General features: G+C 40.6%; 17 protein-coding genes. 15 read left to right on the forward strand and 2 right to left on the reverse strand.

Features of this window, described 5'->3' with window-relative positions; translation table 11 throughout:
• Positions 1 to 466 precede the first annotated feature (466 nt).
• The 13 genes from rpoB (at position 467) to G622_RS0115360 (ending at position 19252) form a co-directional block, all read left to right on the forward strand.
• A complete protein-coding gene (gene rpoB / locus G622_RS0115285; protein ID WP_026511428.1) occupies positions 467 to 4327 on the forward strand; it encodes a DNA-directed RNA polymerase subunit beta in 3861 nt (1286 codons plus the stop codon).
• Between the two features lie 68 nt (positions 4328 to 4395).
• Positions 4396 to 8088, forward strand: coding sequence for a DNA-directed RNA polymerase subunit beta' (gene rpoC / locus G622_RS0115290; protein WP_044914712.1), 3693 nt, complete (start codon positions 4396 to 4398; stop codon positions 8086 to 8088).
• A gap of 255 nt (positions 8089 to 8343) precedes the next feature.
• Positions 8344 to 8763, forward strand: a complete 420-nt coding sequence (gene rpsL / locus G622_RS0115300; RefSeq protein WP_026493590.1) for a 30S ribosomal protein S12 — start codon at positions 8344 to 8346, stop codon at positions 8761 to 8763.
• 172 nt (positions 8764 to 8935) lie between these two features.
• A complete protein-coding gene (gene rpsG / locus G622_RS0115305; RefSeq protein ID WP_022760818.1) occupies positions 8936 to 9406 on the forward strand; it encodes a 30S ribosomal protein S7 in 471 nt (156 codons plus the stop codon).
• A gap of 53 nt (positions 9407 to 9459) precedes the next feature.
• Positions 9460 to 11577 carry an elongation factor G gene (fusA, locus tag G622_RS0115310; protein ID WP_026511430.1) on the forward strand — a complete coding sequence of 706 codons (2118 nt, stop codon included), beginning with the start codon at positions 9460 to 9462 and terminating at the stop codon, positions 11575 to 11577.
• A gap of 173 nt (positions 11578 to 11750) precedes the next feature.
• Positions 11751 to 12941: an elongation factor Tu gene (gene tuf / locus G622_RS0115315; protein WP_026511431.1), complete on the forward strand. Its 1191-nt coding sequence runs from the start codon at positions 11751 to 11753 to the stop codon at positions 12939 to 12941.
• Between the two features lie 588 nt (positions 12942 to 13529).
• Positions 13530 to 13676 carry a hypothetical protein gene (locus G622_RS25885; RefSeq protein WP_155831519.1) on the forward strand — a complete coding sequence of 49 codons (147 nt, stop codon included), beginning with the start codon at positions 13530 to 13532 and terminating at the stop codon, positions 13674 to 13676.
• Between the two features lie 258 nt (positions 13677 to 13934).
• Positions 13935 to 15002 carry a DUF6077 domain-containing protein gene (locus G622_RS0115325; RefSeq protein ID WP_026511433.1) on the forward strand — a complete coding sequence of 356 codons (1068 nt, stop codon included), beginning with the start codon at positions 13935 to 13937 and terminating at the stop codon, positions 15000 to 15002.
• Positions 15003 to 15189: 187 nt separating this feature from the next.
• Complete coding sequence (locus G622_RS0115330; protein WP_026511434.1) at positions 15190 to 16044, forward strand: hypothetical protein; 855 nt, start codon at positions 15190 to 15192, stop codon at positions 16042 to 16044.
• A 229-nt stretch (positions 16045 to 16273) separates the two neighbouring features.
• A complete protein-coding gene (locus tag G622_RS0115340; RefSeq protein WP_026511435.1) occupies positions 16274 to 16489 on the forward strand; it encodes a hypothetical protein in 216 nt (71 codons plus the stop codon).
• A gap of 491 nt (positions 16490 to 16980) precedes the next feature.
• Positions 16981 to 18246: an MFS transporter gene (locus tag G622_RS0115350; RefSeq protein ID WP_026511436.1), complete on the forward strand. Its 1266-nt coding sequence runs from the start codon at positions 16981 to 16983 to the stop codon at positions 18244 to 18246.
• A gap of 119 nt (positions 18247 to 18365) precedes the next feature.
• Positions 18366 to 18722 carry an AbgT family transporter gene (locus tag G622_RS0115355; protein ID WP_026511437.1) on the forward strand — a complete coding sequence of 119 codons (357 nt, stop codon included), beginning with the start codon at positions 18366 to 18368 and terminating at the stop codon, positions 18720 to 18722.
• Positions 18723 to 18739: 17 nt separating this feature from the next.
• Positions 18740 to 19252 carry a nitroreductase family protein gene (locus G622_RS0115360; RefSeq protein ID WP_026511438.1) on the forward strand — a complete coding sequence of 171 codons (513 nt, stop codon included), beginning with the start codon at positions 18740 to 18742 and terminating at the stop codon, positions 19250 to 19252.
• 172 nt (positions 19253 to 19424) lie between these two features.
• On the opposite strand, the gene G622_RS0115365 is transcribed toward G622_RS0115360, so the two are convergent.
• Positions 19425 to 20570, reverse strand: a complete 1146-nt coding sequence (locus G622_RS0115365) for an aldo/keto reductase (RefSeq protein ID WP_026511439.1) — start codon at positions 20568 to 20570, stop codon at positions 19425 to 19427.
• 461 nt (positions 20571 to 21031) lie between these two features.
• Here G622_RS0115365 and G622_RS0115370 point away from each other — a divergent pair, with 461 nt between their 5' ends.
• Complete coding sequence (locus G622_RS0115370) at positions 21032 to 22171, forward strand: SGNH/GDSL hydrolase family protein (RefSeq protein WP_026511440.1); 1140 nt, start codon at positions 21032 to 21034, stop codon at positions 22169 to 22171.
• 169 nt (positions 22172 to 22340) lie between these two features.
• On the opposite strand, the gene G622_RS26605 is transcribed toward G622_RS0115370, so the two are convergent.
• Positions 22341 to 23237: a hypothetical protein gene (locus G622_RS26605; protein ID WP_242833013.1), complete on the reverse strand. Its 897-nt coding sequence runs from the start codon at positions 23235 to 23237 to the stop codon at positions 22341 to 22343.
• A gap of 137 nt (positions 23238 to 23374) precedes the next feature.
• Here G622_RS26605 and dtd point away from each other — a divergent pair, with 137 nt between their 5' ends.
• A complete protein-coding gene (gene dtd, locus G622_RS0115380; RefSeq protein WP_026511442.1) occupies positions 23375 to 23830 on the forward strand; it encodes a D-aminoacyl-tRNA deacylase in 456 nt (151 codons plus the stop codon).
• The last annotated feature ends 84 nt before the right edge of the window (positions 23831 to 23914 follow it).

Consider the following 23914-nt stretch of genomic DNA (forward strand, 5'->3'; position numbering starts at 1 on the left):
TATTTACATATTTGACGCGAAGCGTCAATTGAGGAATGCGAAGCATTCTGAGTGTGCTTGACTTTGAAGCAGGCAAAGAGATAAAGGTGAATACTTGCAAGTTTACTTGCGAAGTAGCTTTCTTTTTTATTTGAGCAGAGCACTTGACGAGGTATTGTCGAGTCTAGTGCGAGCCATGTAAGTCCACTTAGCGAGGTTCTTCCGAGCTTAGTGGAGCTTACTTACATATTTGACGCGAAGCGTCAAATGAGGAATGCGAAGCATTCTGAGTGTTCTCGACTTTGCGAAATTATTAAAAAAATATTAAAAATCAATACTTGACTTTTTGAAAAATTCTGCTTGACGTAAAAAAAAGTTTATTGTAGAATGGATGATGCACTATTGTGGAGTGGTAGGCATTTTGCGCGCTTTTTTAGAATACGCATGCCTGACTACTAAATAAAAAATAAGAACGGGGTGAATGTCAATGGAAAAAAACAGATTGCATCCTATTGGTACTGGTAAGAATGTACGTATGAGTTTCCAGCGCCAGAAGGAAGTCCTGGAGATGCCGAACCTGATCGAAGTTCAGAAGAACTCTTATCAATGGTTCCTTGACGAAGGTCTTAAAGAGGTCTTTGACGATATCTCTCCTATTGAGGATTACAGCGGCAAGCTGAGTCTTGAATTTGTTGATTTCAAGTTATGTCCTGATGAAATCGATAAGAACAAGAATACAATCGAGAAATGTAAAGAGCGAGATGCTACATTTGCAGCACCGCTTAAGGTTATGGTTCGCCTTAACAACAAAGAGAGTGGAGAGATTGCTGAACACGAGATTTTCATGGGCGATCTTCCGCTTATGACAGCAACCGGTACATTTGTAATCAACGGAGCAGAGCGTGTTATCGTCAGCCAGTTGGTACGTTCCCCTGGTATCTATTATGATATAACCCGAGATAAGGTTGGTAAGAAGCTGATCGCATGTACTGTTATACCTAATCGTGGTGCATGGCTCGAGTATGAGACAGATTCCTATGATGTTTTCTATGTAAGAGTAGACAGAACCAGAAAGGTTCCGGTTACTGTACTTATTCGTGCACTTGGAATCGGCTCTAATGAAGAAATTGTTGACCTGTTTGGTGATGAACCTAAGATTCAGGCCAGCTTTTCTAAGGACCCCTCAACAGATTATCAGAGTGGTCTTCTTGAATTATATAAAAAGATTCGTCCCGGCGAGCCTCTTAGCGTAGAGAGCGCAGAGAGCCTTATTAATGCTATGTTCTTCGACGCAAGAAGATATGATCTTGCTAAAGTAGGACGTTATAAGTTTAATAAGAAGCTTCATTTTAAGAACAGAATTAACCGCCAGATTCTTGCTGAGGATGTAATTGATGAGAATACAGGTGAGATGATCGCAGCTGCCGGAACTAAGATTAACCGCCAGCTTGCTACAGATATTCAGAATGCAGGTATTCCTTATGTAATGATTCAGGGTGAAGAGAGAAATATTAAAGTTCTTTCTAATATGATGGTTGATATCACAAGCTTTATTGATTGCAACCCTGAAGAACTCGGAATCAATGAGGATGTTTACTATCCTGTACTCAGAGATATTCTTACAGAGTATGCTGATAAGGATCCTGAAAGTCTTGCTGATGTTATTAAAAAGAACATCAACGAGCTTATTCCTAAGCATGTTACAAAGGAAGATATTTTAGCATCTATTAACTACAATATGCACCTTGAGTATGGCGTTGGTAATGACGATGATATCGATCACCTCGGAAACCGTCGTATCCGTTGCGTGGGTGAACTTTTACAGAACCAGTACAGAATCGGACTTTCAAGACTTGAGCGTGTAGTACGTGAGCGTATGACAACTCATGATGCTGATGAGATTTCAGCTCAGAGTCTTATAAACATTAAACCTGTGCAGGCTGCTGTTAAGGAATTCTTTGGATCTTCACAGCTGTCACAGTTTATGGATCAGAATAACCCTCTTGGTGAGCTTACACATAAGCGTCGTCTTTCAGCACTTGGTCCCGGTGGTTTGTCTCGTGACAGAGCCGGATTCGAGGTTCGAGACGTACACTATACACACTATGGACGTATGTGCCCTATCGAGACTCCTGAAGGTCCTAACATCGGACTTATCAACTCACTTGCAAGCTATGCAAGAGTTAACCAGTATGGTTTCGTAGAGGCTCCTTATCGTAAGGTAGACCGTACAGATCCTCAGAATCCTCGTGTAACAGATGAGGTTGAGTATCTTACAGCGGATGAAGAAGATAATTACCATGTAGCTCAGGCTAATACACCTCTTGATGAGAATGGTTATTTCAAGAAGAACAATGCTTCAGGTCGTTACAGAGAAGAGACTTCTGAATATCCGAAGACCATGTTTGAGTACATGGACGTATCACCGAGAATGGTATTCTCAGTTGCTACAGCACTTATTCCTTTCCTTGAGAACGACGATGCTAACCGTGCACTTATGGGATCAAACATGCAGCGTCAGGCAGTGCCGCTTCTTACAACAGAAGCTCCTGCTGTTGGAACAGGTATGGAACGTAAGGCAGCTGTTGACTCAGGTGTCTGCGTAGTAGCAAAGAAAGATGGTGTCATTGACTTTGTTGATAGTAAACTTATTCAGATGACATATGATGATGGTGAGAAGGAAGAATATCACCTCATTAAGTTCCAGAGAAGTAACCAGAGTAACTGCTATAACCAGAGACCTATCGTGTTCAAGGGCGATCATGTAAAGGCAGGCGATGTAATCGCAGATGGTCCTTCAACTTACATGGGTGAGCTTGGTCTTGGTAAGAACCCTCTTATCGGATTCATGACGTGGGAAGGTTATAACTACGAGGACGCTGTACTTCTTAGTGAGAGATTGGTTCGTGATGATGTATTTACTTCTATTCATATTGAGGAATATGAAGCTGAAGCACGTGAGACAAAGCTCGGGCCTGAAGAAATAACAAGGGATGTACCCGGTGTCGGCGATGAAGCACTTAAGGATCTTGATGATCGCGGAATTATCCGTATTGGTGCTGAGGTTCGTGCAGGTGATATCCTTGTTGGTAAGGTTACTCCTAAGGGAGAAACAGAGCTTACTGCTGAAGAAAGACTTCTTCGTGCAATTTTCGGTGAAAAGGCACGTGAAGTTCGTGATACATCACTTAAGGTTCCTCATGGTGAGTACGGTATCGTAGTTGATGCCAAGGTATTCACAAGAGAAAATGGTGATGAGCTTAGCCCGGGTGTAAACCAGGCAGTTCGTATATATATAGCACAGAAGAGAAAGATCTCAGTCGGCGATAAGATGGCTGGTCGTCATGGTAACAAGGGTGTCGTTTCCCGCGTACTCCCTATAGAGGATATGCCATACCTGCCTAACGGTCGTCCGCTTGATATCGTACTTAATCCTCTGGGCGTGCCTTCTCGTATGAATATCGGACAGGTCCTTGAGATTCACCTTTCACTTGCTGCTAAGGCTCTTGGATTTAATATTGCAACACCTATTTTTGATGGTGCTAACGAGAAAGATATTCAGGCTACTCTTACTATGGCTAACGATTATGTAAATAGTACATGGGAAGAGTTTGAGGAGAAATATAAGGATCTTGTGGATCCTGATATCATGAAGTATTTGTATGATAACAGAGATCACAGAGAGCTTTGGAAGGGTGTACCGATTCATACAGATGGTAAAGTTCAGCTGCGTGATGGTCGTACAGGTATTCCTTTCGATTCACCGACAACAATTGGACACATGCATTACCTTAAGCTCCACCATCTGGTAGATGATAAGATCCATGCCCGTTCAACCGGTCCTTACTCACTGGTTACACAGCAGCCTCTTGGTGGTAAGGCTCAGTTTGGTGGACAGCGTTTCGGAGAAATGGAAGTTTGGGCTCTTGAGGCATATGGCGCAGCTTATACACTTCAGGAGATCCTTACTGTTAAGTCTGATGATGTTGTTGGACGTGTTAAGACTTATGAAGCTATTATCAAGGGCGATAATATACCTGAACCCGGTGTTCCGGAGTCATTCAAGGTTCTTTTGAAGGAACTTCAGTCACTTGGCCTTGATGTAAGAGTACTTCGCGAGGATAACACAGAGGTTGAGATCATGGAGTCAGTAGATTACAGTGATTCTGACTACCGCTATGAGATTGAGGGCGAGGTTAACCGCGATTACGATCGTGAGAATCTTGCTGAAAACGGATATCAGACACAGGCTTTTGATGAAGATGGTGAGCTTGTGACTGAGGATGATGAAGCAGCGCTCGAGGAAGAAGAATTTGATGCTGCTGATGGTCTTGATGACAACTTTTAATATGCGGTAATTAAGTAACTGCAACCATGTAAACAACAGAAAAGAGGTTACGAATGTCTGATTCTACAATGAATAAAGCAATTAACGAAGCTTCAAGTGGAAGAACTTCATCAGCACCGACATATCAGCCGATGACTTTTGATGCAATAAAGATCGGACTTGCTTCTCCTGAGAAAATCAGAGAGTGGTCACACGGAGAAGTTTTAAAGCCTGAGACAATTAACTATCGTACACTTAAACCCGAGAGAGATGGTCTGTTCTGTGAAAAGATTTTTGGACCTACCAAGGATTGGGAATGTCACTGCGGTAAGTATAAGAAGATTCGTTACAGAGGTGTTATCTGTGACCGTTGTGGTGTTGAGGTAACAAAGAGCAGTGTTCGTCGTGAGCGTATGGGTCACATCGAACTTGCAGCACCTGTATCACATATCTGGTATTTCAAGGGTATACCCAGCCGTATGGGTCTTATCCTTGACCTTTCTCCCAGAGTGCTTGAGAAGGTTCTGTATTTCGCTTCATATATAGTGCTTGATCCGGGTGAAACAAATCTCGAATATAAGCAGGTACTCTCTGAGAAAGAGTATCAGGATGCTCGTGAAGAGTGGGCTGGCAGATTCCGTGCCGGAATAGGTGCAGAAGCTGTTAAAGAACTTCTTATGAGCATTGATCTTGAGAAAGAATATCAGGAACTTAAGGAAGGTCTTGATACTTCCAGTGGACAGAAAAAACAGCGTATTATTAAGAGACTTGAGGTTGTTGAGTCTTTCCGTGAGTCAGGAAATGATCCTTCATGGATGATCATGGATTGCATACCGGTTATTCCTCCGGATCTGCGTCCTATGGTTCAGCTTGATGGTGGTCGTTTTGCTACATCAGATCTTAACGATCTGTATCGTCGTATTATTAACCGTAATAACCGTCTTAAGAGACTTCTTGACCTTGGGGCACCGGATATCATCGTTAGAAATGAGAAGCGTATGCTCCAGGAAGCAGTTGATGCTTTGATCGATAACGGTAGACGTGGAAGACCTGTAACAGGTCCCGGCAACCGTGCTCTTAAGTCACTTTCAGACATGCTTAAAGGTAAGGGCGGTCGTTTCCGTCAGAACCTTCTTGGTAAGCGTGTTGACTATTCAGGACGTTCAGTTATCGTCGTTGGTCCTGAGCTTAAGATTTATCAGTGTGGACTTCCTAAGGAAATGGCTATCGAGCTGTTCAAGCCTTTCGTAATGAAAGAACTTGTTTCCAGAGGAATCTCACAGAACATAAAAAATGCTAAGAAGCTTGTTGAAAGACTTGATGAGCAGGTTTGGGACGTTCTTGAGGACGTTATCAAAGAGCACCCTGTAATGCTTAACCGAGCTCCCACACTTCACAGGCTTGGTATTCAGGCATTTGAGCCAATTCTTGTAGAAGGTAAGGCTATTAAGCTTCATCCGCTTGTATGTACACCTTTCAATGCGGACTTCGACGGAGACCAGATGGCTGTACATCTTCCATTGTCAGTTGAAGCTCAGGCAGAGAGCCGTTTCCTTATGCTGGCTCCTAATAACCTTCTTAAGCCTTCTGATGGTGGCCCTGTAAACGTTCCTACGCAGGATATGGTACTTGGTATTTATTATCTTACTCAGGAACGTGAAGGTGCTAAGGGTGAGGGTAAGTTCTTCAAGAGCATTGATGAAGCAATTCTTGCATACGAGAATGACTTCATTACTCTTCAGTCCAAGATCAAAATTCGTGTTTCACGTAAGGATGAGAATGGAGAAGACATTTCAGGAATAGTTGAATCTACATTAGGAAGATTCCTGTTTAATGAGTTTATTCCTCAGGATCTTGGATTTGTAGATCGTTCTGTTCCGGAGAACAAGTTCAATCTTGAGATCGACTTCATGGTTGGTAAGAAACAGCTGAAGAAGATCGTTACAAATATGATTAATACTCACGGTACATTTGCTACCGCTGAGGTACTTGATAAGATCAAGGCAACAGGTTATCACTATTCAACAAGAGCTGCCATGACAGTATCTATCGCAGATATGACAGTGCCTCCGCAGAAGCAGCAGATGCTTGATGAAGCACAGGCAGTAGTTGATGAGATCGCTACAAACTATCGTCGTGGTCTTATGACTGACGAAGAGCGTTATCGTCTTGTAGTTGAGACTTGGATGGATACCGATAAGAAGCTTACTGATGTACTTCTTAAAGGACTTGATAAGTACAACAATATTCACATGATGGCTGATTCCGGTGCCCGTGGTAGTGACCAGCAGATTAAACAGCTGGCAGGTATGCGTGGACTTATGGCTGATACAACAGGTCGTACAATCGAACTTCCTATCAAGTCAAACTTCCGTGAAGGTCTGGACGTACTGGAATACTTCATGTCAGCGCATGGTGCTCGTAAGGGTCTGTCAGATACTGCTCTTCGTACAGCCGATTCCGGATACCTGACTCGTCGAATGGTTGACGTATCACAGGAACTTATTATCCGTGAGCTTGACTGTAGCGAAGGAAAGGCTGTTATTCCTGGAATTACTGTCAAGGAATTCAAAGATGGTAAGGCAATGATCGAGCCTTTAGAGGATCGTATCACAGGAAGATATACATGTGAGGATATCAAGGACAAGGACGGAAACGTTATTGTTAAGAAGAATCACATCATAACACCCAGCCGTGCTAAGAGAATTCTTAGTGAAGGTGTCAACAGTAAGGGTGAAGCTGTAACAGCTGTAAAGATCAGAACAATCCTTACATGCCGTTCACATATTGGTATCTGTGCAAAGTGCTACGGTGCTAACATGGCAACAGGTGAGCCTGTACAGGTCGGTGAGACAGTTGGTATTATCGCTGCCCAGTCAATCGGTGAGCCTGGTACACAGCTTACAATGAGAACCTTCCATACCGGTGGTGTTGCCGGTGGCGATATCACACAGGGTCTTCCCCGTGTTGAGGAGCTTTTCGAAGCAAGAAAGCCGAAGGGACTTGCTATTATTTCAGAACTTGATGGTACAGCAACCATTAAGGATACAAAGAAGAAGCGTGAAGTCATCATCACTAATGATGAGACAGGTGAATCAAAGGCATATCTTATTCCTTACGGTTCACGTATCAAAGTTCTTGACAACCAGCAGGTTGAAGCCGGTGATGAACTTACTGAAGGTAGCGTAAATCCTCATGATCTTCTTAAGATTAAGGGTATTCGTGCAGTTCAGGATTATCTGCTTCGTGAGGTACAGAGAGTTTACCGTTTGCAGGGTGTTGATATCTGCGATAAGCATATCGAAGTTATTGTTCGTCAGATGCTTAAGAAGGTACGTATTGAGGAAAGCGGAGATACAAACTTCCTTCCCGGAACACTTGTTGACGTACTTGATTTCGAAGATGATAATGAGAGACTTATCGGAGAGGGTAAGAAGCCCGCTGAAGGTAAGCAGGTAATTCTTGGTATTACCAAGGCTGCACTTGCTACTAATTCATTCCTTTCAGCTGCTTCCTTCCAGGAGACAACTAAGGTTCTTACCGATGCTGCTATTAAGGGTAAGGTAGATCCATTGATCGGTCTTAAGGAAAATGTTATTATCGGTAAGCTGATTCCTGCTGGTACAGGTATGAAGCGTTATCGCAACACAGCGCTTAATACTGATGCAAACTTTAAGGATCTTGATAAGCTGATCCTTAAGAAGAATCTTGATGATGACGATTTTATCGGTGATTTCGACACAGAAGCTGATGAAGTAGTTGTTGCAGATGATGAGGAATAAGACTTTTTAAAAAGCTCTGAAGATTTTATAATTTTGAAAGCCTAATTATGAAAAGTTCATAAAATAGTACAATTTTACTTTGATTGTGCTTGACAAGGCAAATTTATATATTTATACTATGAAAATGTGCGACAAGCGAGAGGGGAACTATGCCCCTTTCGCTTGAAGTATGTGTTGATTCTCAGATAGTTTCTATGTCAGAGAGCTGTCTGTTTATCATATATTGTTTTACTACTAAAATAGGAGGTAAAAGGAATGCCAACATTTAACCAGTTAGTTCGTAAAGGTCGTCAGACTTCTGAGAAGAAGTCAACAGCTCCTGCGCTTCAGAAAGGATTCAATTCCCTTCACAAGAAGGCTATTGACACTGCTTCACCGCAGAAGAGAGGCGTATGTACTGCTGTTAAGACAGCTACACCTAAGAAGCCTAACTCAGCTCTTAGAAAGATCGCCAGAGTACGTCTTTCTAACGGTATCGAGGTAACAAGCTATATTCCTGGTGAAGGCCACAACCTTCAGGAGCACAGCGTTGTTCTCATCCGTGGCGGAAGAGTAAAGGATCTGCCTGGTACAAGATATCACATTATCCGTGGAACTCTTGATACAGCAGGTGTTGCAGACCGTAAGCAGGCTCGCTCCAAGTACGGCGCAAAGAGACCTAAGGCTGCAAAGTAATTTAAGTAACTATCATAACAAGATCTAATTTTTTTAATAGTGTTGGTGTTTCTTCTATTCACATATATAGAGTATAAATACCGCACGTACACTAAAATTAGTGAGTACCTATGATCTATAGTAAACAGATGAAGACTGACACTCATCTGCGATTCTAAAGGAGGGAAGAACCGTGCCGCGTAAAGGACATATTGTAAAACGTGACGTATTAGCGGATCCTTTATACGATAACAAGGTTGTAACAAAGCTTATCAACACAGTTATGCTTGATGGTAAGAAGGGTGTTGCACAGAAGATCGTATATGGTGCATTCGCACAGGTAGAGGAGAAGGCTGGAAAGCCTGCTCTTGAAGTATTCGAGGGTGCTATGAATAACATCATGCCCGCTCTTGAGGTAAAGGCTAGACGTATCGGTGGTGCTACATATCAGGTACCTATTGAGGTTCGTCCGGATAGACGTCAGGCTCTTGCACTTCGCTGGCTTGTAACATTTTCTCGTAACAGAGGCGAGAAGACCATGGTTGACAGACTTGCATCTGAGATTCTTGATGCATTTAACAACACTGGTGCATCTGTAAAGAGAAAAGAAGATATGCACAAGATGGCAGAAGCAAACAAGGCATTCTCACACTACAGATTCTAATTTTTTTAAGATCTGGTGTAGAAAGCGTTTATTATTATTAGGAGGATAAACCTTTGGCTGAAAGACAATACCCATTGGAGAGAACCAGAAACATTGGTATTATGGCTCATATTGATGCCGGTAAGACAACTCTTACAGAGCGTATTCTTTACTATACCGGTGTTAACTATAAGATTGGTGAGACTTACGAAGGTACTGCTACCATGGACTGGATGGAACAGGAGCAGGAAAGAGGTATCACTATCACATCTGCAGCTACAACATGCCATTGGACACTTCAGGAAAACGGAAAGGTTAAGCCTGGTGCACAGGAACATCGTATCAACATTATCGATACTCCCGGCCACGTTGACTTTACCGTTGAGGTTGAGCGTTCACTTCGTGTACTTGATGGCGCAGTAGGCGTATTCAGTGCTAAAGAAGGCGTTGAGCCTCAGTCTGAGAACGTTTGGCGTCAGGCTGATGGATTTAATGTTCCTCGTATGGCATTCATCAACAAGATGGATATCATCGGAGCAAACTATTTCGGAGCTGTTGAGCAGATCAGAAATAGACTTAAGAAAAATGCAATTATGATTGAGATCCCGATCGGAGCTGAGGATCAGTTCCAGGGTGTTATTGATCTTTTTGAGATGCAGGCTTACATCTATAATGATGATAAGGGCGAAGATGTAACAATCGGAGAGATCCCTGCTGATCTTAAGGATGATGCAGAGCTTTATCGTAGTGAGCTCGTAGAGAAGATCTGCGATCTCGATGAAGATCTTATGATGAAGTACCTTGAAGGCGAAGAGCCTACAAAGGAAGAGCTTAAGGCTGCACTTCGTAAGGCTACTTGCGAGTGCAAGGCATTCCCTGTTTGCTGTGGTTCTGCTCACAGAAACAGAGGTATCCAGAAGCTCATCGATGCTATTATCGAATTCATGCCTTCACCTATTGATATCCCTGCTTGTAAGGGAACAGATATGGATGGCAATGAGATTGAAGTTCCTTCAACTGATGATGGCCCGTTTGCAGCACTTGCATTCAAGATTGTCAGCGATCCTTTCGTAGGAAAGCTTGCATTCTTCCGTGTATATCGTGGTACTGCAAATTCAGGTTCTTATGTACTTAACAGTACTAAGGATACAAAGGAACGTCTTGGACGTATCCTTCAGATGCACGCTAATAAGCGTTCTGACCTTGATAAGGTTTATTCAGGTGATATCGCTGCAGCTGTTGGTCTTAAGAACACAACTACAGGTGATACACTCTGTGATGAGAAGAACCCCGTAATCCTTGAGTCTATGGAGTTCCCAGATCCCGTTATCGAGCTTGCTATCGAGCCTAAGACTAAGGCTGGTCAGCAGAAGCTTGATGAAGCTCTTCAGAAGCTTGCAGAAGAGGATCCTACATTCAGAGCACACACAAATCCTGAGACAGGTCAGACTATCATCGCTGGTATGGGTGAGCTTCACCTTGATATCATCGTTGACAGACTTCTTAGAGAGTATAAAGTAGAAGCTAACGTAGGTGCACCTCAGGTTGCATATAGAGAAGCTCTTACAAATGCATGCGATATCGAAAGTAAGTATGCTAAGCAGTCCGGTGGACGTGGTCAGTATGGTCACTGTAAAGTTCGTTTCGAACCTATGGATGCTAACGGAGAGAATCTCTATCAGTTTGATAGCGAAGTTGTTGGTGGTTCTATTCCTAAGGAATATATCCAGCCTATCAGCGAAGGTATCGAAGAAGCTATGAAGGCAGGCTCTCTTGGTGGATTCCCTGTTGTAGGCGTACACGCTACAGTTTATGACGGATCTTATCATGAAGTCGATTCTTCAGAAATGGCATTCCATATTGCCGGATCTATGGCATTTAAGGATGCTATGGCAAAGGGAGGAATGGTTCTCCTTGAGCCCATAATGAAGGTTGAGGTTACAATGCCTGAAGAGTACATGGGTGATGTTATCGGTGACGTTAACTCACGTCGTGGACAGGTTGAAGGTATGGATGACCTTGGCGGTGGAAAGATTGTTAGAGCACATGTTCCGCTTGCTGAGATGTTCGGATATGCTACAGACCTTCGTTCAAGAACTCAGGGTCGTGGTAACTACTCAATGTTCTTTGAAAAGTATGCTCCTGTTCCGAAGAACATTCAGGAAAAAGTTCTTTCTAACAAGAACGCATAAATAATTAAAATAAATGGGGCCTAGGGTTTTTCATTGAAAAATGAGTCTCAAAGCCCCTATTTATACTATTTTAGGCTTGATTTAAAGCTTAAATTTTAATATAATCGATATAGTCGGTTATTATGAGAAAAGAATGTTAATGTAACATTTTTATTTAAGGAGGATATTTTAAAATGGCTAAAGCTAAGTTTGACAGAAGCAAACCGCACGTAAACATTGGTACAATCGGACACGTTGACCATGGTAAGACAACTCTTACAGCAGCTATTACAACTGTTCTTGCTGACAGAGGATTCAGCCCTGCTGTTGCTTTCGATCAGATCGATAAAGCACCCGAAGAGAAAGAGCGTGGAATAACAATTAACTCTGCTCACATCGAGTATGAGACAGCTAACAGACACTATGCACACGTTGACTGCCCTGGCCACGCTGACTATGTAAAGAACATGATCACTGGTGCAGCTCAGATGGATGGTTCTATCCTTGTTGTTGCTGCTACTGATGGTGTTATGGCTCAGACAAGAGAGCACGTTCTTCTTGCTCGTCAGGTTGGTGTTCCTTACATCATCGTATTCATGAATAAGTGTGATATGGTTGATGATCCTGAACTTCTTGACCTCGTTGAGATGGAGATCAGAGACCTTCTTACAGAGTATGAGTTCCCTGGAGATGATATTCCGATCATCCGTGGTTCAGCTCTTAAGGCTCTTGAGGATCCTAAGTCTGAGTGGGGCGATAAGGTTATGGAACTTATGGATACAGTTGATTCATACATCCCTGAACCTACTCGTGAGACAGATAAGCCTTTCCTTATGCCTGTTGAGGACGTATTCACAATCACAGGTCGTGGAACAGTTGCTACAGGTCGTGTAGAGAGAGGTCACCTCAACCTTAACGACGAAATCGAAATCGTTGGTATCAAGGAAGAGACAGCTAAGTCTGTATGTACTGGTATCGAGATGTTCCGTAAGACAATGGATTACTGCGAAGCTGGTGACAACGTTGGTCTTCTTCTTCGTGGTGTTGACCGTGATGGTATCCAGAGAGGTCAGTGTATCACAAAGCCCGGCACAGTAACTTGCCACAAGAAGTTCACTGCTGAGGTTTACGTTCTTACAAAGGATGAAGGTGGACGTCATACTCCTTTCTTCAACAACTACAGACCTCAGTTCTACTTCAGAACAACTGACGTTACAGGTGTTTGCAACCTTCCTGAAGGTACAGAAATGTGCATGCCTGGTGACCACGTAACAATGAGTATCGAGCTTATCCACCCCATCGCTATGGAGCAGGGTCTTAAGTTCGCTATCCGTGAAGGTGGTAGAACAGTTGGTTCAGGCCGTGTTGCTACAATCGTTGAGTAATCTTCACGCTAGCTTTGAGCTAAGCGCATAAAAGCCAATATAAACAGCCCGTCGTGCTTGCACGAATCGGGCTGTTTTTTATTGGCTTTTTAGGCATTCAGCGAATGCCGTGACCGAGATGGAGCGTAAGCGGAATCGAGGTTGCGCTTAGTGGATTTATGCAGCTTCCAGAGTATCTCTGAAAGCTGTTTTTTTGTATACAATCTAGCCGAAAATGACCTTTGGCTCTAAAAATATGGATAAATTCAGAGTCAAGCGAAAGTATTTCAAAATTCATATGTCGAGCTCGAACAAATGGATTTTGGAATACTTTCATTTGGCGGATATCTGCCAACGAGGAAACGATTTCGTTTCCGAGTCTTGACTCTGATTATATTCAGTATTTATGCTCTTTTATAAAGAGGGGCGGTGCCAAAATGGAGACATGAAAATAGTATAAATCTATTATTCTTGTGCTTGTTTTTCAATAATGATGATGGTAATCTTCTCTTAAGAAGAGAGCGAAAGCTTTCTGGGCTGGTCGAAAGACCCGGGTCCACCTATTGGCGGGTAAGACACCCGCTTTTCTCATGCAATAAAGGGAGGGGTATGAAGGAATTAAGTATATTTGTAGACGAATCTAGAGATTTTGGTGAATACGGTCCCCATTCTCCGTTTTATATAATATCAATGGTAATGCATGACCAAGTAGTTGATATCACTGATGATCTAGCTAAACTTGAAGCGCAGATGTAGTATTTAGGATTGCCGCATCATTGTGTGCATGCAGGACCAATAATTCGATCTGAGTATGAGTATAAAGAGTATACCGTAGAGAATAAAAGGAAAATTTTAAAAAATTTGATGATTTTCAGCAGGCTGATATAATTATTTCGTGGGGAGTTGCATTAGGGAAGGTATGAAAAGAAGAAACGTTATTGTGGGATTTCAATCTGTCATGTGCGTTTTGTCTGCATGTGCTTTTTCAAAAAATACAACTAAAGGAATGTAATAATGTTAATGACAATATGGTCTATACTCAGACTTGTAATTTTTATGTTCACAGTACCTATGTGCATAGGACAACTGTTCAAATTTATTTTGAAAAAAGAACTTAGAACTCCGGGGATTACTTTCTTACTTGGATTTTTTGTCTACTCAGGGATTATTCAGATAATATCCATCTTATGTATTATGACAATTGCGAGTAAGCCTCATGCTTTTGAAACTTGTTTCAAATGGAGTCTTTTTGTGGTACTGCTTTTTTCTGTAGCAGGTATTTTCAGATTTGATAAGACTATGTTTAAAAAGCCTGATATAAAGGGACTTAGTATAGATACCAAGATCTTTTATGGAATATTCTTTGCACTTGTAGTGTTCCAAATGGTAATGGCGATTGTAACCAGAATATTTGACGGAGACAATTCGTATTATGTCACTCAGTCTGTAATCGCACAAAAAATGGGAGCAATGTATACTGTAGATCCTAATAAAGGCGGAAGCATTATGCTTGATGGGAGGCATGCGCTTGCGGCTATTCCAATGTGGATAGCGTTTATTGCAAAAGCTGCAACTGTACATTCTACAATCGTTGCGTATACTGCTTGGCCGATTCTGATCATTCCGTTGGCATATTTTATTTATCACGAGATAGCTAAAGTGCTGTTTGCGGATAATATCGCGTTGAGACCGATTTTCATGATCATTGTCAATATGCTTATGATCTTTGGAAATATATCGATCTATACTCCGGCGACATTCTTTCTGATGAGAACCTGGCAGGGAAAGTCCATGCTTACAAGTATTGCCTTTCCAACTATCCTGTTGATTTTTTTATGGATGTTTAAGGAAACGGGCGGAGAAGGAAATCTTTCGCTACGAGCTTCTTTCTGGGGACTGTTGGCAATGGTGAACATGTTTTCAGGAATGTGTTCAGAAATGGGAGTTGTGTTCGGGGCTGGACTTGTTATGTTGCTAACACTTGTTCTACTGTATTCATCAAAGCGAGTGACAGTTCTTTTAGGAGCATTTTGCTGTCTTATTCCAAATATTATTTATGTTGTGCTATATAAGCTTATGTGAGGAGGAACCATCATGACGAAGTCATGATTCGGAATGGTTCCGACCGATAGGGCAGGATTACGAAGTAATCGTGCCAATACACAAAGAGGAGGAACCATCATGACGAAGTCATGATTCGGAATGGTTCCGACCGATAGGGCAGGATTACGAAATAATCCTGCTGATAAATATTTTACGAGGATGATATATGTACGGAATTTTTAGGGAATGTCTAGTCGATCTTCAGAGATATGGTGGACTGGGAAACGGAAGTTTCTGGATAATTTTTTGGCTTCTTTTATTGATATCATCGTTTTATCTTATAGTAAAAGAATCTGATGTAAGAAAGAAAATCATATTTGGAGTAATGCCGTTTGTGGTAGTTGCAGGATTTCTTTTTCCTGTAACAAAGAAGCTGTATGTTAAAGTGGTAAGAATTGAAAATGCCAATACATATTACAGAATTTTATGGATCATCCCAATGTATGTAACTATTGCTTACGCATTTACCAAGTTTATTGGTAGCCTTAATAACACTGTAAAAAAGCGTATTGCAGTTGGTGTTGCAGCTGTGGTTATTGCAGTCACGGGTTCATGTGTATATTTAAATGAACATGTATATATGGCGGAAAATATGTATCATCTGCCACAAAATGTTATAGATATATGTGACAGGATAAAACCAACAGAGGATGAAGGAACAGTAAGAGCTGCGTTTACTCCGGAACTGGTCTACTTTGTAAGGCAATATGCTCCCAATATATTGATGCCTTACGGAAGAGATTATGTTGATCATAATTATTACGCCGGAGTTCTTAAATTGATGAATGAAGAAGGAGAAATGGAAACCCAAGAGCTTTTGTATTATACAAGAGTGGATCTGGACAGATATATAATTCTTCCTACTGATAAAAAAATGGATGAAGACATAACACTTTTTGATGTGAAGCTCGCCTGTACTATAGACGGATATAATATCTATGAAGATATCCTGATAAGTGAGAACAGGGAAAAAGAAAGAGAACATTACGTCAATGCAAGAATAGACATGTATGGAGAATAAATCAGATCAGTTACTTAATTCTGTTCTGCAAATGTTGACTGGCAGCTATACTACGTGGTCTTAGAGGAAGCACAGGCTTATCTCGATGATATGCAGGAATTGGATAAAACAATAGAGAATATTCAGAGTAGGGCAAATATCTATGTTGCGGAGCGTGGTGGTATGTGATTCTGTCTGCAGAGGTTATAAATACATATAATGTAAAATGCGATATGTTGTGCGGAGGAATATGTGCTATGAGAAGATCATTAGAGATAATAAGCTAATAATGCTATTAGTAGGAACGGCAATTATTAGTGTGGCCTTCGGCAGTAAAAAGGATAGTATTGCTAAGCCGGAAACTATAGTGATTGAATATGAGAATAATAAGAATGTTGGGGGAGAGTGTGTAAGTGATTTTATTTTACCAAAAGCTGGATGGTTTTCAATGATATATTCTTCATAATAATGATTATCTGCAACAAATGATGCGATTGAAGGCAACTTTCTGCATGGATATAGTGGAATATGAGATGTCACGTAAAGTCAAGGCTTCCGAGAGTTTTCTCTGGAGCCTTTTCTACATGTTTATAAATTATGATATTGTAATGTGAGATACGGTATGTTAGCATAAAGCAAGCAGCGAATTCACAAGGGAGAGACAATGAGCATTTGATAATTTGATTTAAGAACACTTACATTATGAACAGAGCATGTGTCTGGAGCTATTCAAGCAAGGGGAACATGCTGTTATAAGCGTGTATGAAGATGATATACGCTTTTGATTTTGTCTAGAGAGAAGCTTTAGGCGTATTTTTTGTGTACTCTTAAATTAGATTATCGAGCATTTTCTTTGCCTGTTTTATATAGGAATTGATTAGTATGAGTCTATTTTTGTGTACACAAGAATAGACTTTTTTTGTGCAAAGCAACTTGATATTATTACCGGAGGAAGATATGGAAAAAGATAACAATACTAATTCAAATCCCTTGTGGACCAGGGATTTTACAATAATCACACTTGGAAGTGTGGTATCTATGTTTGGAAATGGTATGGCAGGATTTGCCATGAGTCTGATGGTACTTGATTATACCGGATCTACGATGCTGTATGCGATATATCTGTCAATGTATACGATTCCGCAGCTGATAATGCCAATTATATCCGGCGCAATACTGGACAGATTTTCAAGAAAAAAGATGATATATACATTGGACTATGCGATGTCAGTGATATACATTATTGTAGCTATAGCTATCTGGAGAGGACTGTTTAACTTTCCATTGTTTGCAGTTATGACATTTTTACTTGGGTGCATCAGCAGCATATATATGGTGGCCTATGACAGTTTTTATCCACTTCTTATAACAAAGGGCAATTATTCAAAGGCCTATTCCATAGCAAGTGTTCTTGAGACCTTGTCGCAGTTTATGGTGCCCCTTGCGACATTTTTCTACAATCTTGTGGGAATTGCTCCGCTTATGATTGTAAACGGCATAAGCTTTTTTATTGCTGCATCATTGGAAATGCAGATACAGACTGAAGAGAAATATATAGAAAAACAAAGAGCCGAAATTACAGATCAGAATCTGGGGAAAATAGCCAGAGTTTTAACTGATATAAGAGAGGGCTTTAAATATCTTATTTCTGAAAAAGGACTGAGGGCTATAGCGATCTATTTCCTTTTTAGTGCCATGGCAGGAGGTGCCATGAATGTTATAGGGCTTCCGTATTTTAAGAGTAACTATAATTACGGAGAGTATATATTCATCGCAGTATTCGGCATGAGCTTTGTGGGAAGAGCAGTAGGAGGATTATATCACTACAGGCACAGGTTACCTGCAAGATATAAATATTCAATTGCGCTTTTTGTCTATGTAATGATTGGTATATTTGAAGGAGCTTTCCTGTATCTGCCATTTTATATAGCGATGCTACTAAGCTTTATGGTTGGAATCCTAGGTGTTACCAGCTATACCATCAGAATATCATCCACTCAGAGCTATGTTCCTGATGAAAAGAAGGGAAGATTCAATGGAGCTTTTCAGGTACTTAGCACATCCGGAGCCTTGGTGGCAGAGCTCTCAGCAGGTGCACTTAGCATGTTCATGGGACAAAGGGAAATAGTTCTTTTATTTGAGGTTTTGGGAGTTGCTGCGGCGCTGATACTTATTGGCGGAAATAAAAAGTATGTGGAGAAGATTTATAACAGAAATATGTAATAGCAAATTTTTTTTTCCAAGGCTCGTAGTAGCTATTATAATAATATATGTAGTTATTTAGTTGTGTGACCGAAAAGTAATACTCTTTATATCGATAAAAAAATATTGATGAGGAGAATTTGCATGGAAAAAAGGAAGCCAAAAGAGATAACATACTTCTTAAGATTGAGAAGTTTTGCGATAAGTTGCCACAACCGGCTATTTTATTCATGGTGTTATTTGTGATTACAGCTGTTTTTTCATTGCTTTTCTCGGTATTCAATGTAAAGGTTATCAATCCGACCTCAATGGAGGAAATTTATGTCAGAAATTTTTTCACCAAAGAGGGGATGTATTGGCTTTTGGAAAACATGATAACTAACTTCATCTCGTTTCCGCCTCTTGGAATTGTGCTTGTCATGTCTGTGGCAGTTGGCTTTTGTGAGGAATCAGGGCTAAAAAATATAATGAGAATCTTGTCAGTAATTGTACGGTAATTTGAAAGGAGATCTAAATGGAGTTTAGTGAAGTAGTAAAGGATAGATATTCCTGTAAGAAATATGATGGTAGAAAAGTTGATAAGGACAGCCTTCAGAAGATTCTGGAAGCGGGAAGGGTAGCACCTACAGCCAAGAATCTGCAGGAACAGCGCATTTATGTAATTGAGTCAGAGGAGGCTCTGGCAAAGATTGACAGTGCAACAGCTTGCAGATATGGTGCTTCAACTGTGGTTGCAGTAGCTTTTGATAAGAATAATGTTTTCACTTATCCGGGCGGAAAAAGAGATTCCGGAATTGAAGATGCTACAATCGTAGCAACACATATGATTCTTGCAGCATATAATGAAGGTGTTGATAGCTGCTGGATCAATTTATTTGATCCTGATAAGCTGGCTGAGGCGCTTGGACTTCCTGAAAATGAGGAAATCCTTATGTTGATGGATCTTGGCTATGCAGCTGGAGGGGCAGGTCCTTTGGAAAACCACTCAAGAAGAAAAGAGCTTTCTGAGACAGTTAGCTATCTGTAAAAATAATAGTAAATTAAAAGGAACATATAACCTTTACATTGAGGATATATGTTCCTTATTTTGCAGAGTCCTTAGCAAGGTTTTTCAAGCCTGATATGCTAATACCCTATTTCTTTAAATACTTTATCCATGAAACACATCTTTCTTATGCAAAACCTCTTTAGCGTCTTGTCTATTTTCCAAACTGCTGAGCAACCAGCTCAAGATTTTTCCTAATGGGAAGATGCTGAGGACATATGTTCTCGCACTTGCCACATTTTATGCAATCGCTCGCTTTACCGTAAACCTCTGTAAGTCTGTTATAGTATCCAGCCTGGGGAGTGAAGCCTTTTCCTGCATACTCCTGCTTTTCAAGATTATATAGTGAGAAATACTTCGGTATCGGTATGTTTTTAGGGCATCCATCAACGCAGTATGCACAAGCTGTGCAGGGTATTGCTATACTTGAGTTGATGATTTCGGTTGCCTTGTCTATTATCTCAAGTTCTTCAGGATTAAGTGGCACAAAGTCCTTCATGTATCCGGTATTATCCCGCATCATATCCATATTGCCCATTCCGGAAAGAACCATCTTAACACCCGGCTGACTTGCGGCGAATCTGATTGCCCAGGATGCTACTGATCTGTCAGGAGCATAACTCTTAAATAATTGCTCTACCTCAGGAACTACATTTGCAAGTGTTCCGCCCTTTACAGGCTCCATGACAACGACAGGCTTGCCATGCTTTTCACAGACTTCGTAACACTTCTTTGACTGAATGGCCTCACTGTTCCAGTCGAGATAATTTAACTGAAGCTGTACGAACTCGACTTCGGGATGCTCTGTGAGAATCCTGTCAAGAAGATCGGCCCTGTCATGATAAGAAAATCCCATATGTTTTACATAGCCTGCCTTCTTCTTATCTGATAGCCACTCGAAACATCCAAGTTTTGTATATTTTTTATAATGATCTTCACCGAGATCATGAAGAAGATAATAGTCAAAATAATCGGTTCTTGTCTTTTTTATCTGGGCTTCGAATATCTTTTCCATTTCATCTTCGTTATTGAAAAAGCCGCCATGAAGCTTGGTCGCAAGGGTGAAGGTGTCTCTCTTATGCCTGCTGGTAAGAGCTTCGCCGACAGCATCCTCGCTTTTAAATCCGCAGTACATCCATGCGGTATCAAAATATGTAAAGCCCTGATCGATGAAATAATCCACCATTTCCTTAGTGGTTTCGATATCTATGTTACCGAATTCTGAAGTTGTAGAGATTTCAGGTAATCTCATCAAACCAAAACCCAACTTCTTTGGTGAATCTGAAAAAGCAAAATCCATAGCGTAATACCTCCTTAGAACACACTGTATTTTCAAAAGAAATGTGATATCTGCAGATTCACGAATTCTAGAGAAAATTCAGGAATCTGTGTAATAATAGTCTACAAAAAATTGATAAAGAATTTCAATAGAGTTTTTGCTTCTAAAAATGAAATTTTCTTAAATAATTTCCATGTATGACATGGTGTTTTGATAGTGTGAAATAACCCTTTTTATTTTTGAGAAAAACAGGAATCTTTCCTGTTTTGTACCGGAATTATTACAAGGATTGCTGAATTAAAGAAATAAAAAACAGTTAGCAGCCTTTACATTAAAGCGTAAAATCAGTAATCTTGATAGGGATATAGCATATAGTAGATGCATTAGCTATAGCAAGATTTATGGGTGAAATGATGACTGTTAATCAGGCTGGAATTTGGCCCTGCTATTAAAAAAAACGATATACTAAGGAAGGTAGTTATATGTTAAAAGAATACAGAGTCAGTGAAATAAATGATATTAAAGTGCATGGAAGAACGACTAAAAACAGGAATCCTCTGACACTTTTCTGGACGGCTTCAGGCGTAGAGTTTAATTCCAGGGCCTGCGAAGTAAGGCTTAAATACACAGCGGATTATGATCAGTTTGAGCCTTGGATAGATGTAATAATAAACGGTGTCAGATATCAGAAGAGACCATTGGAGAAGGGAACACATGAAATTACTATCTGGAGAAGTAATGAGAATCGAAATGGTGTAGAAGTTCCGGTAAGGAATATTAAGATTCTCCGCGATACACCTGCGATGCCCGGAGATGCAAAAACTTTGGTGCAGATAGAAAGCATATTATCTGATGGTACATTTGAAAAAGTCGATGAGCCTAAGATGCGACTGGAATTTATAGGGGACAGCATAACTTCAGGCGAGGGATGCATGGGACCTTTGCAGGAGCAGGATTGGAACAGCTCATGTTTTGACTGTGTAGATCATTATGCATATATTACAGCAAAAAGGCTGAATGCCGATTATCAGGTATTTAGTCAGAGCGGATGGGGAATTTCCTGGTCCTGGTATGGAAACCACAATGAGAATATGCCTGCTCATTATGGCAAGATCTGTTCATTGTTGCCTGATGGAAAGTTTAGAGAATATGGCGCTTTTGATGACAATAATTTTGAGAGCTTCAAGGCGGATGCAATCATTGTTAATCTCGGAACGAATGATGTAGGAGCTTTTTCTGTTGAGGGACATGATTCAGCAGCTGCCATGAATTTTGAAAATAAACATGTTTTAACTTCAGAGGGATTGATACCGGAGGAAGACGAAGCTTTTCTTAAAGGTGCTGTGGTTGATTTTCTTGCTACACTCAGGGAGAAAAATCCTGATGCCAAGCTTATATGGGCTTATGGAATGCTTGCTGCAGGCAGCAGGAAGCTCACTTTGCAGATGAGTTCGCTACTTGAAAATGCGGTAAAGACATATTCTGAAGAAACAGGTGATAAGAACGTATTTTATCTGAGCCTTCCTGAAACACAGGATGACGGATTTGGATCAAGAAGCCATCCGGGACTAACGTCGCATGAAAATGCAGCAGTTACCATCTCGGAATTCTTAAGAAATTAACCATTTATGCGCTTTTTATACCTGTAAGTAGAAAAATCAGTGTATAAATGAATAAACTTTGCAAGTCTATTATAATCTGAGATTAACTATATAATGTGTTAATGCATTATGAAATAAAGATAAAATAATATTAAAATCTATATAGGCGGCTTTTGTCAGGATTCTGGTATTATAGTTTTGCACATTCGTAAGAAGAAATATCATGTCTTAATAACTCCATGATTTTTAGTTCATCCATCGCATCCATTACGGCATTGTGAGTTTCACGATAGCAGTAGTCACTGCTTAGCATCTGCAGGATGCTTTCAACTGAATATCCGCGTTTTAATCTGCCGCTTTTACATACTTCTGCATCAGCAGGGATAGCATGATTGAACTGACGGTAGGCAGCAAGTCTCATTATATCAAACCATTTAAAGTCATGAAGCTCTTTAAGATGTCCATGGTCGAATTTGGCATTATATGCAAAGATGTGCTTTGTATTGTTGGATGTAAGGTAATCACAGATATCTCTCATGGCAGCCTCCCTTGAAGTGACTGTTTGAGGGATACTTTTTACTATCCTTAGGACATCGGAATACATGCCACCCTTCTTATACTCAGGATCGATGATGTAATATTTTGCACCAACACATTTGTAGGTATCCATATCTGCCAGAACGATTCCGACTGACATTACCTCATTGTTCCAATTTGTTTCAGTGTCGATGACTGCTATTTTATTATCAGGATTATGACGGGAAATTGTGCGTTTAAGAGAAATAACTGTCTCTGCATGTTCAGTATTAGAGACTGCCTTCTTTGTTTCTGGATGCACAGTCTTTTTCTGAGTATCATACTTGGTGTCAGGGTGTTCGGATTTCTTATAGGTATCATACTTGGGGTCAGAATGTTCGGGATTCTTATAGGTATCATACTTGGTATCAGAATGTCCGGTTTTCTTCTGAACCTCATGTTTAGTATCAGAATGTCCGTTTTTTGTATGAATATCTGTTTTAGTGTCCGGGATATTGGACTTGGTATTTTTTATCATATCTAAAAAATCAAGGGATTTGTTGTAACTCATATTTTTCTCCAATTTAATTAGTAAACCAATTATAATAAATAGAAGTTGAAACATGCAACTTTGGAATAAGTGAATTAATGTGCTGATTTTTTCAGATCATCAACATGTCAGTTCGTAGTCAATATAAGGAGATAAAAATGAGAGCAGTTGTAACAAGAGTTTTGTCAGCGTCAGTAACAATAGAGGGGAAGAAAGTAGCTGATATAGATAAAGGTTTTTTGGTATTACTTGGGGTTCATGTCAGTGATACAGAGCAGGAGGCGAAGAAAATTGCTGACAGGATATGTGGACTGAGAGTATTTGAGGATGAAAATGGAAAGATGAATATCAATCCCAAGGATGCAGGGGCGAAGCTTCTTATTGTCAGTCAGTTTACCCTTTATGCAGATTGCAAATCCAGACGCCCGGGATTTACTGATGCAGCAAGGCCTGAAGTTTCCAATCCGTTGTATGAGCTGGTGGTAGCTGAGTGCAGGCAGCAGGGATTTGAAGTTCAGACAGGAGAATTTGGGGCTGATATGAAAGTTGAGTCAGTCAATGATGGACCGGTCACGATCATTCTTGATACGGATGAACTTTCTTCAAAAAAATAAGAATATAAATCAAATCTATTTAATGGAAAACTCAAAAATACCCACTAAGCTTCAGGAAAAATTGTATTTCCTGGCTTAGTGGGT

Origin of the sequence: Butyrivibrio sp. LC3010 (assembly GCF_000424385.1) — a bacterium.
Taxonomy (GTDB): domain Bacteria; phylum Bacillota; class Clostridia; order Lachnospirales; family Lachnospiraceae; genus Butyrivibrio.

Bases quoted from the DNA above. Each gene is read 5' to 3' on its own strand.
- G622_RS0115360 (WP_026511438.1), top strand. From the start codon at position 18,740: ATGGAGTTTAGTGAAGTAGTAAAGGATAGATATTCCTGTAAGAAATAT.
- dtd (WP_026511442.1), top strand. From the start codon at position 23,375: ATGAGAGCAGTTGTAACAAGAGTTTTGTCAGCGTCAGTAACAATAGAG.
- G622_RS0115325 (WP_026511433.1), top strand. From the start codon at position 13,935: ATGTTAATGACAATATGGTCTATACTCAGACTTGTAATTTTTATGTTC.
- rpoB (WP_026511428.1), top strand. From the start codon at position 467: ATGGAAAAAAACAGATTGCATCCTATTGGTACTGGTAAGAATGTACGT.
- G622_RS25885 (WP_155831519.1), top strand. From the start codon at position 13,530: ATGAAGGAATTAAGTATATTTGTAGACGAATCTAGAGATTTTGGTGAA.
- G622_RS0115340 (WP_026511435.1), top strand. From the start codon at position 16,274: ATGTGCTATGAGAAGATCATTAGAGATAATAAGCTAATAATGCTATTA.
- rpsL (WP_026493590.1), top strand. From the start codon at position 8,344: ATGCCAACATTTAACCAGTTAGTTCGTAAAGGTCGTCAGACTTCTGAG.
- G622_RS26605 (WP_242833013.1), bottom strand. From the start codon at position 23,237: ATGAGTTACAACAAATCCCTTGATTTTTTAGATATGATAAAAAATACC.
- tuf (WP_026511431.1), top strand. From the start codon at position 11,751: ATGGCTAAAGCTAAGTTTGACAGAAGCAAACCGCACGTAAACATTGGT.
- G622_RS0115330 (WP_026511434.1), top strand. From the start codon at position 15,190: ATGTACGGAATTTTTAGGGAATGTCTAGTCGATCTTCAGAGATATGGT.
- rpoC (WP_044914712.1), top strand. From the start codon at position 4,396: ATGAATAAAGCAATTAACGAAGCTTCAAGTGGAAGAACTTCATCAGCA.
- G622_RS0115350 (WP_026511436.1), top strand. From the start codon at position 16,981: ATGGAAAAAGATAACAATACTAATTCAAATCCCTTGTGGACCAGGGAT.
- G622_RS0115370 (WP_026511440.1), top strand. From the start codon at position 21,032: ATGTTAAAAGAATACAGAGTCAGTGAAATAAATGATATTAAAGTGCAT.
- G622_RS0115365 (WP_026511439.1), bottom strand. From the start codon at position 20,570: ATGGATTTTGCTTTTTCAGATTCACCAAAGAAGTTGGGTTTTGGTTTG.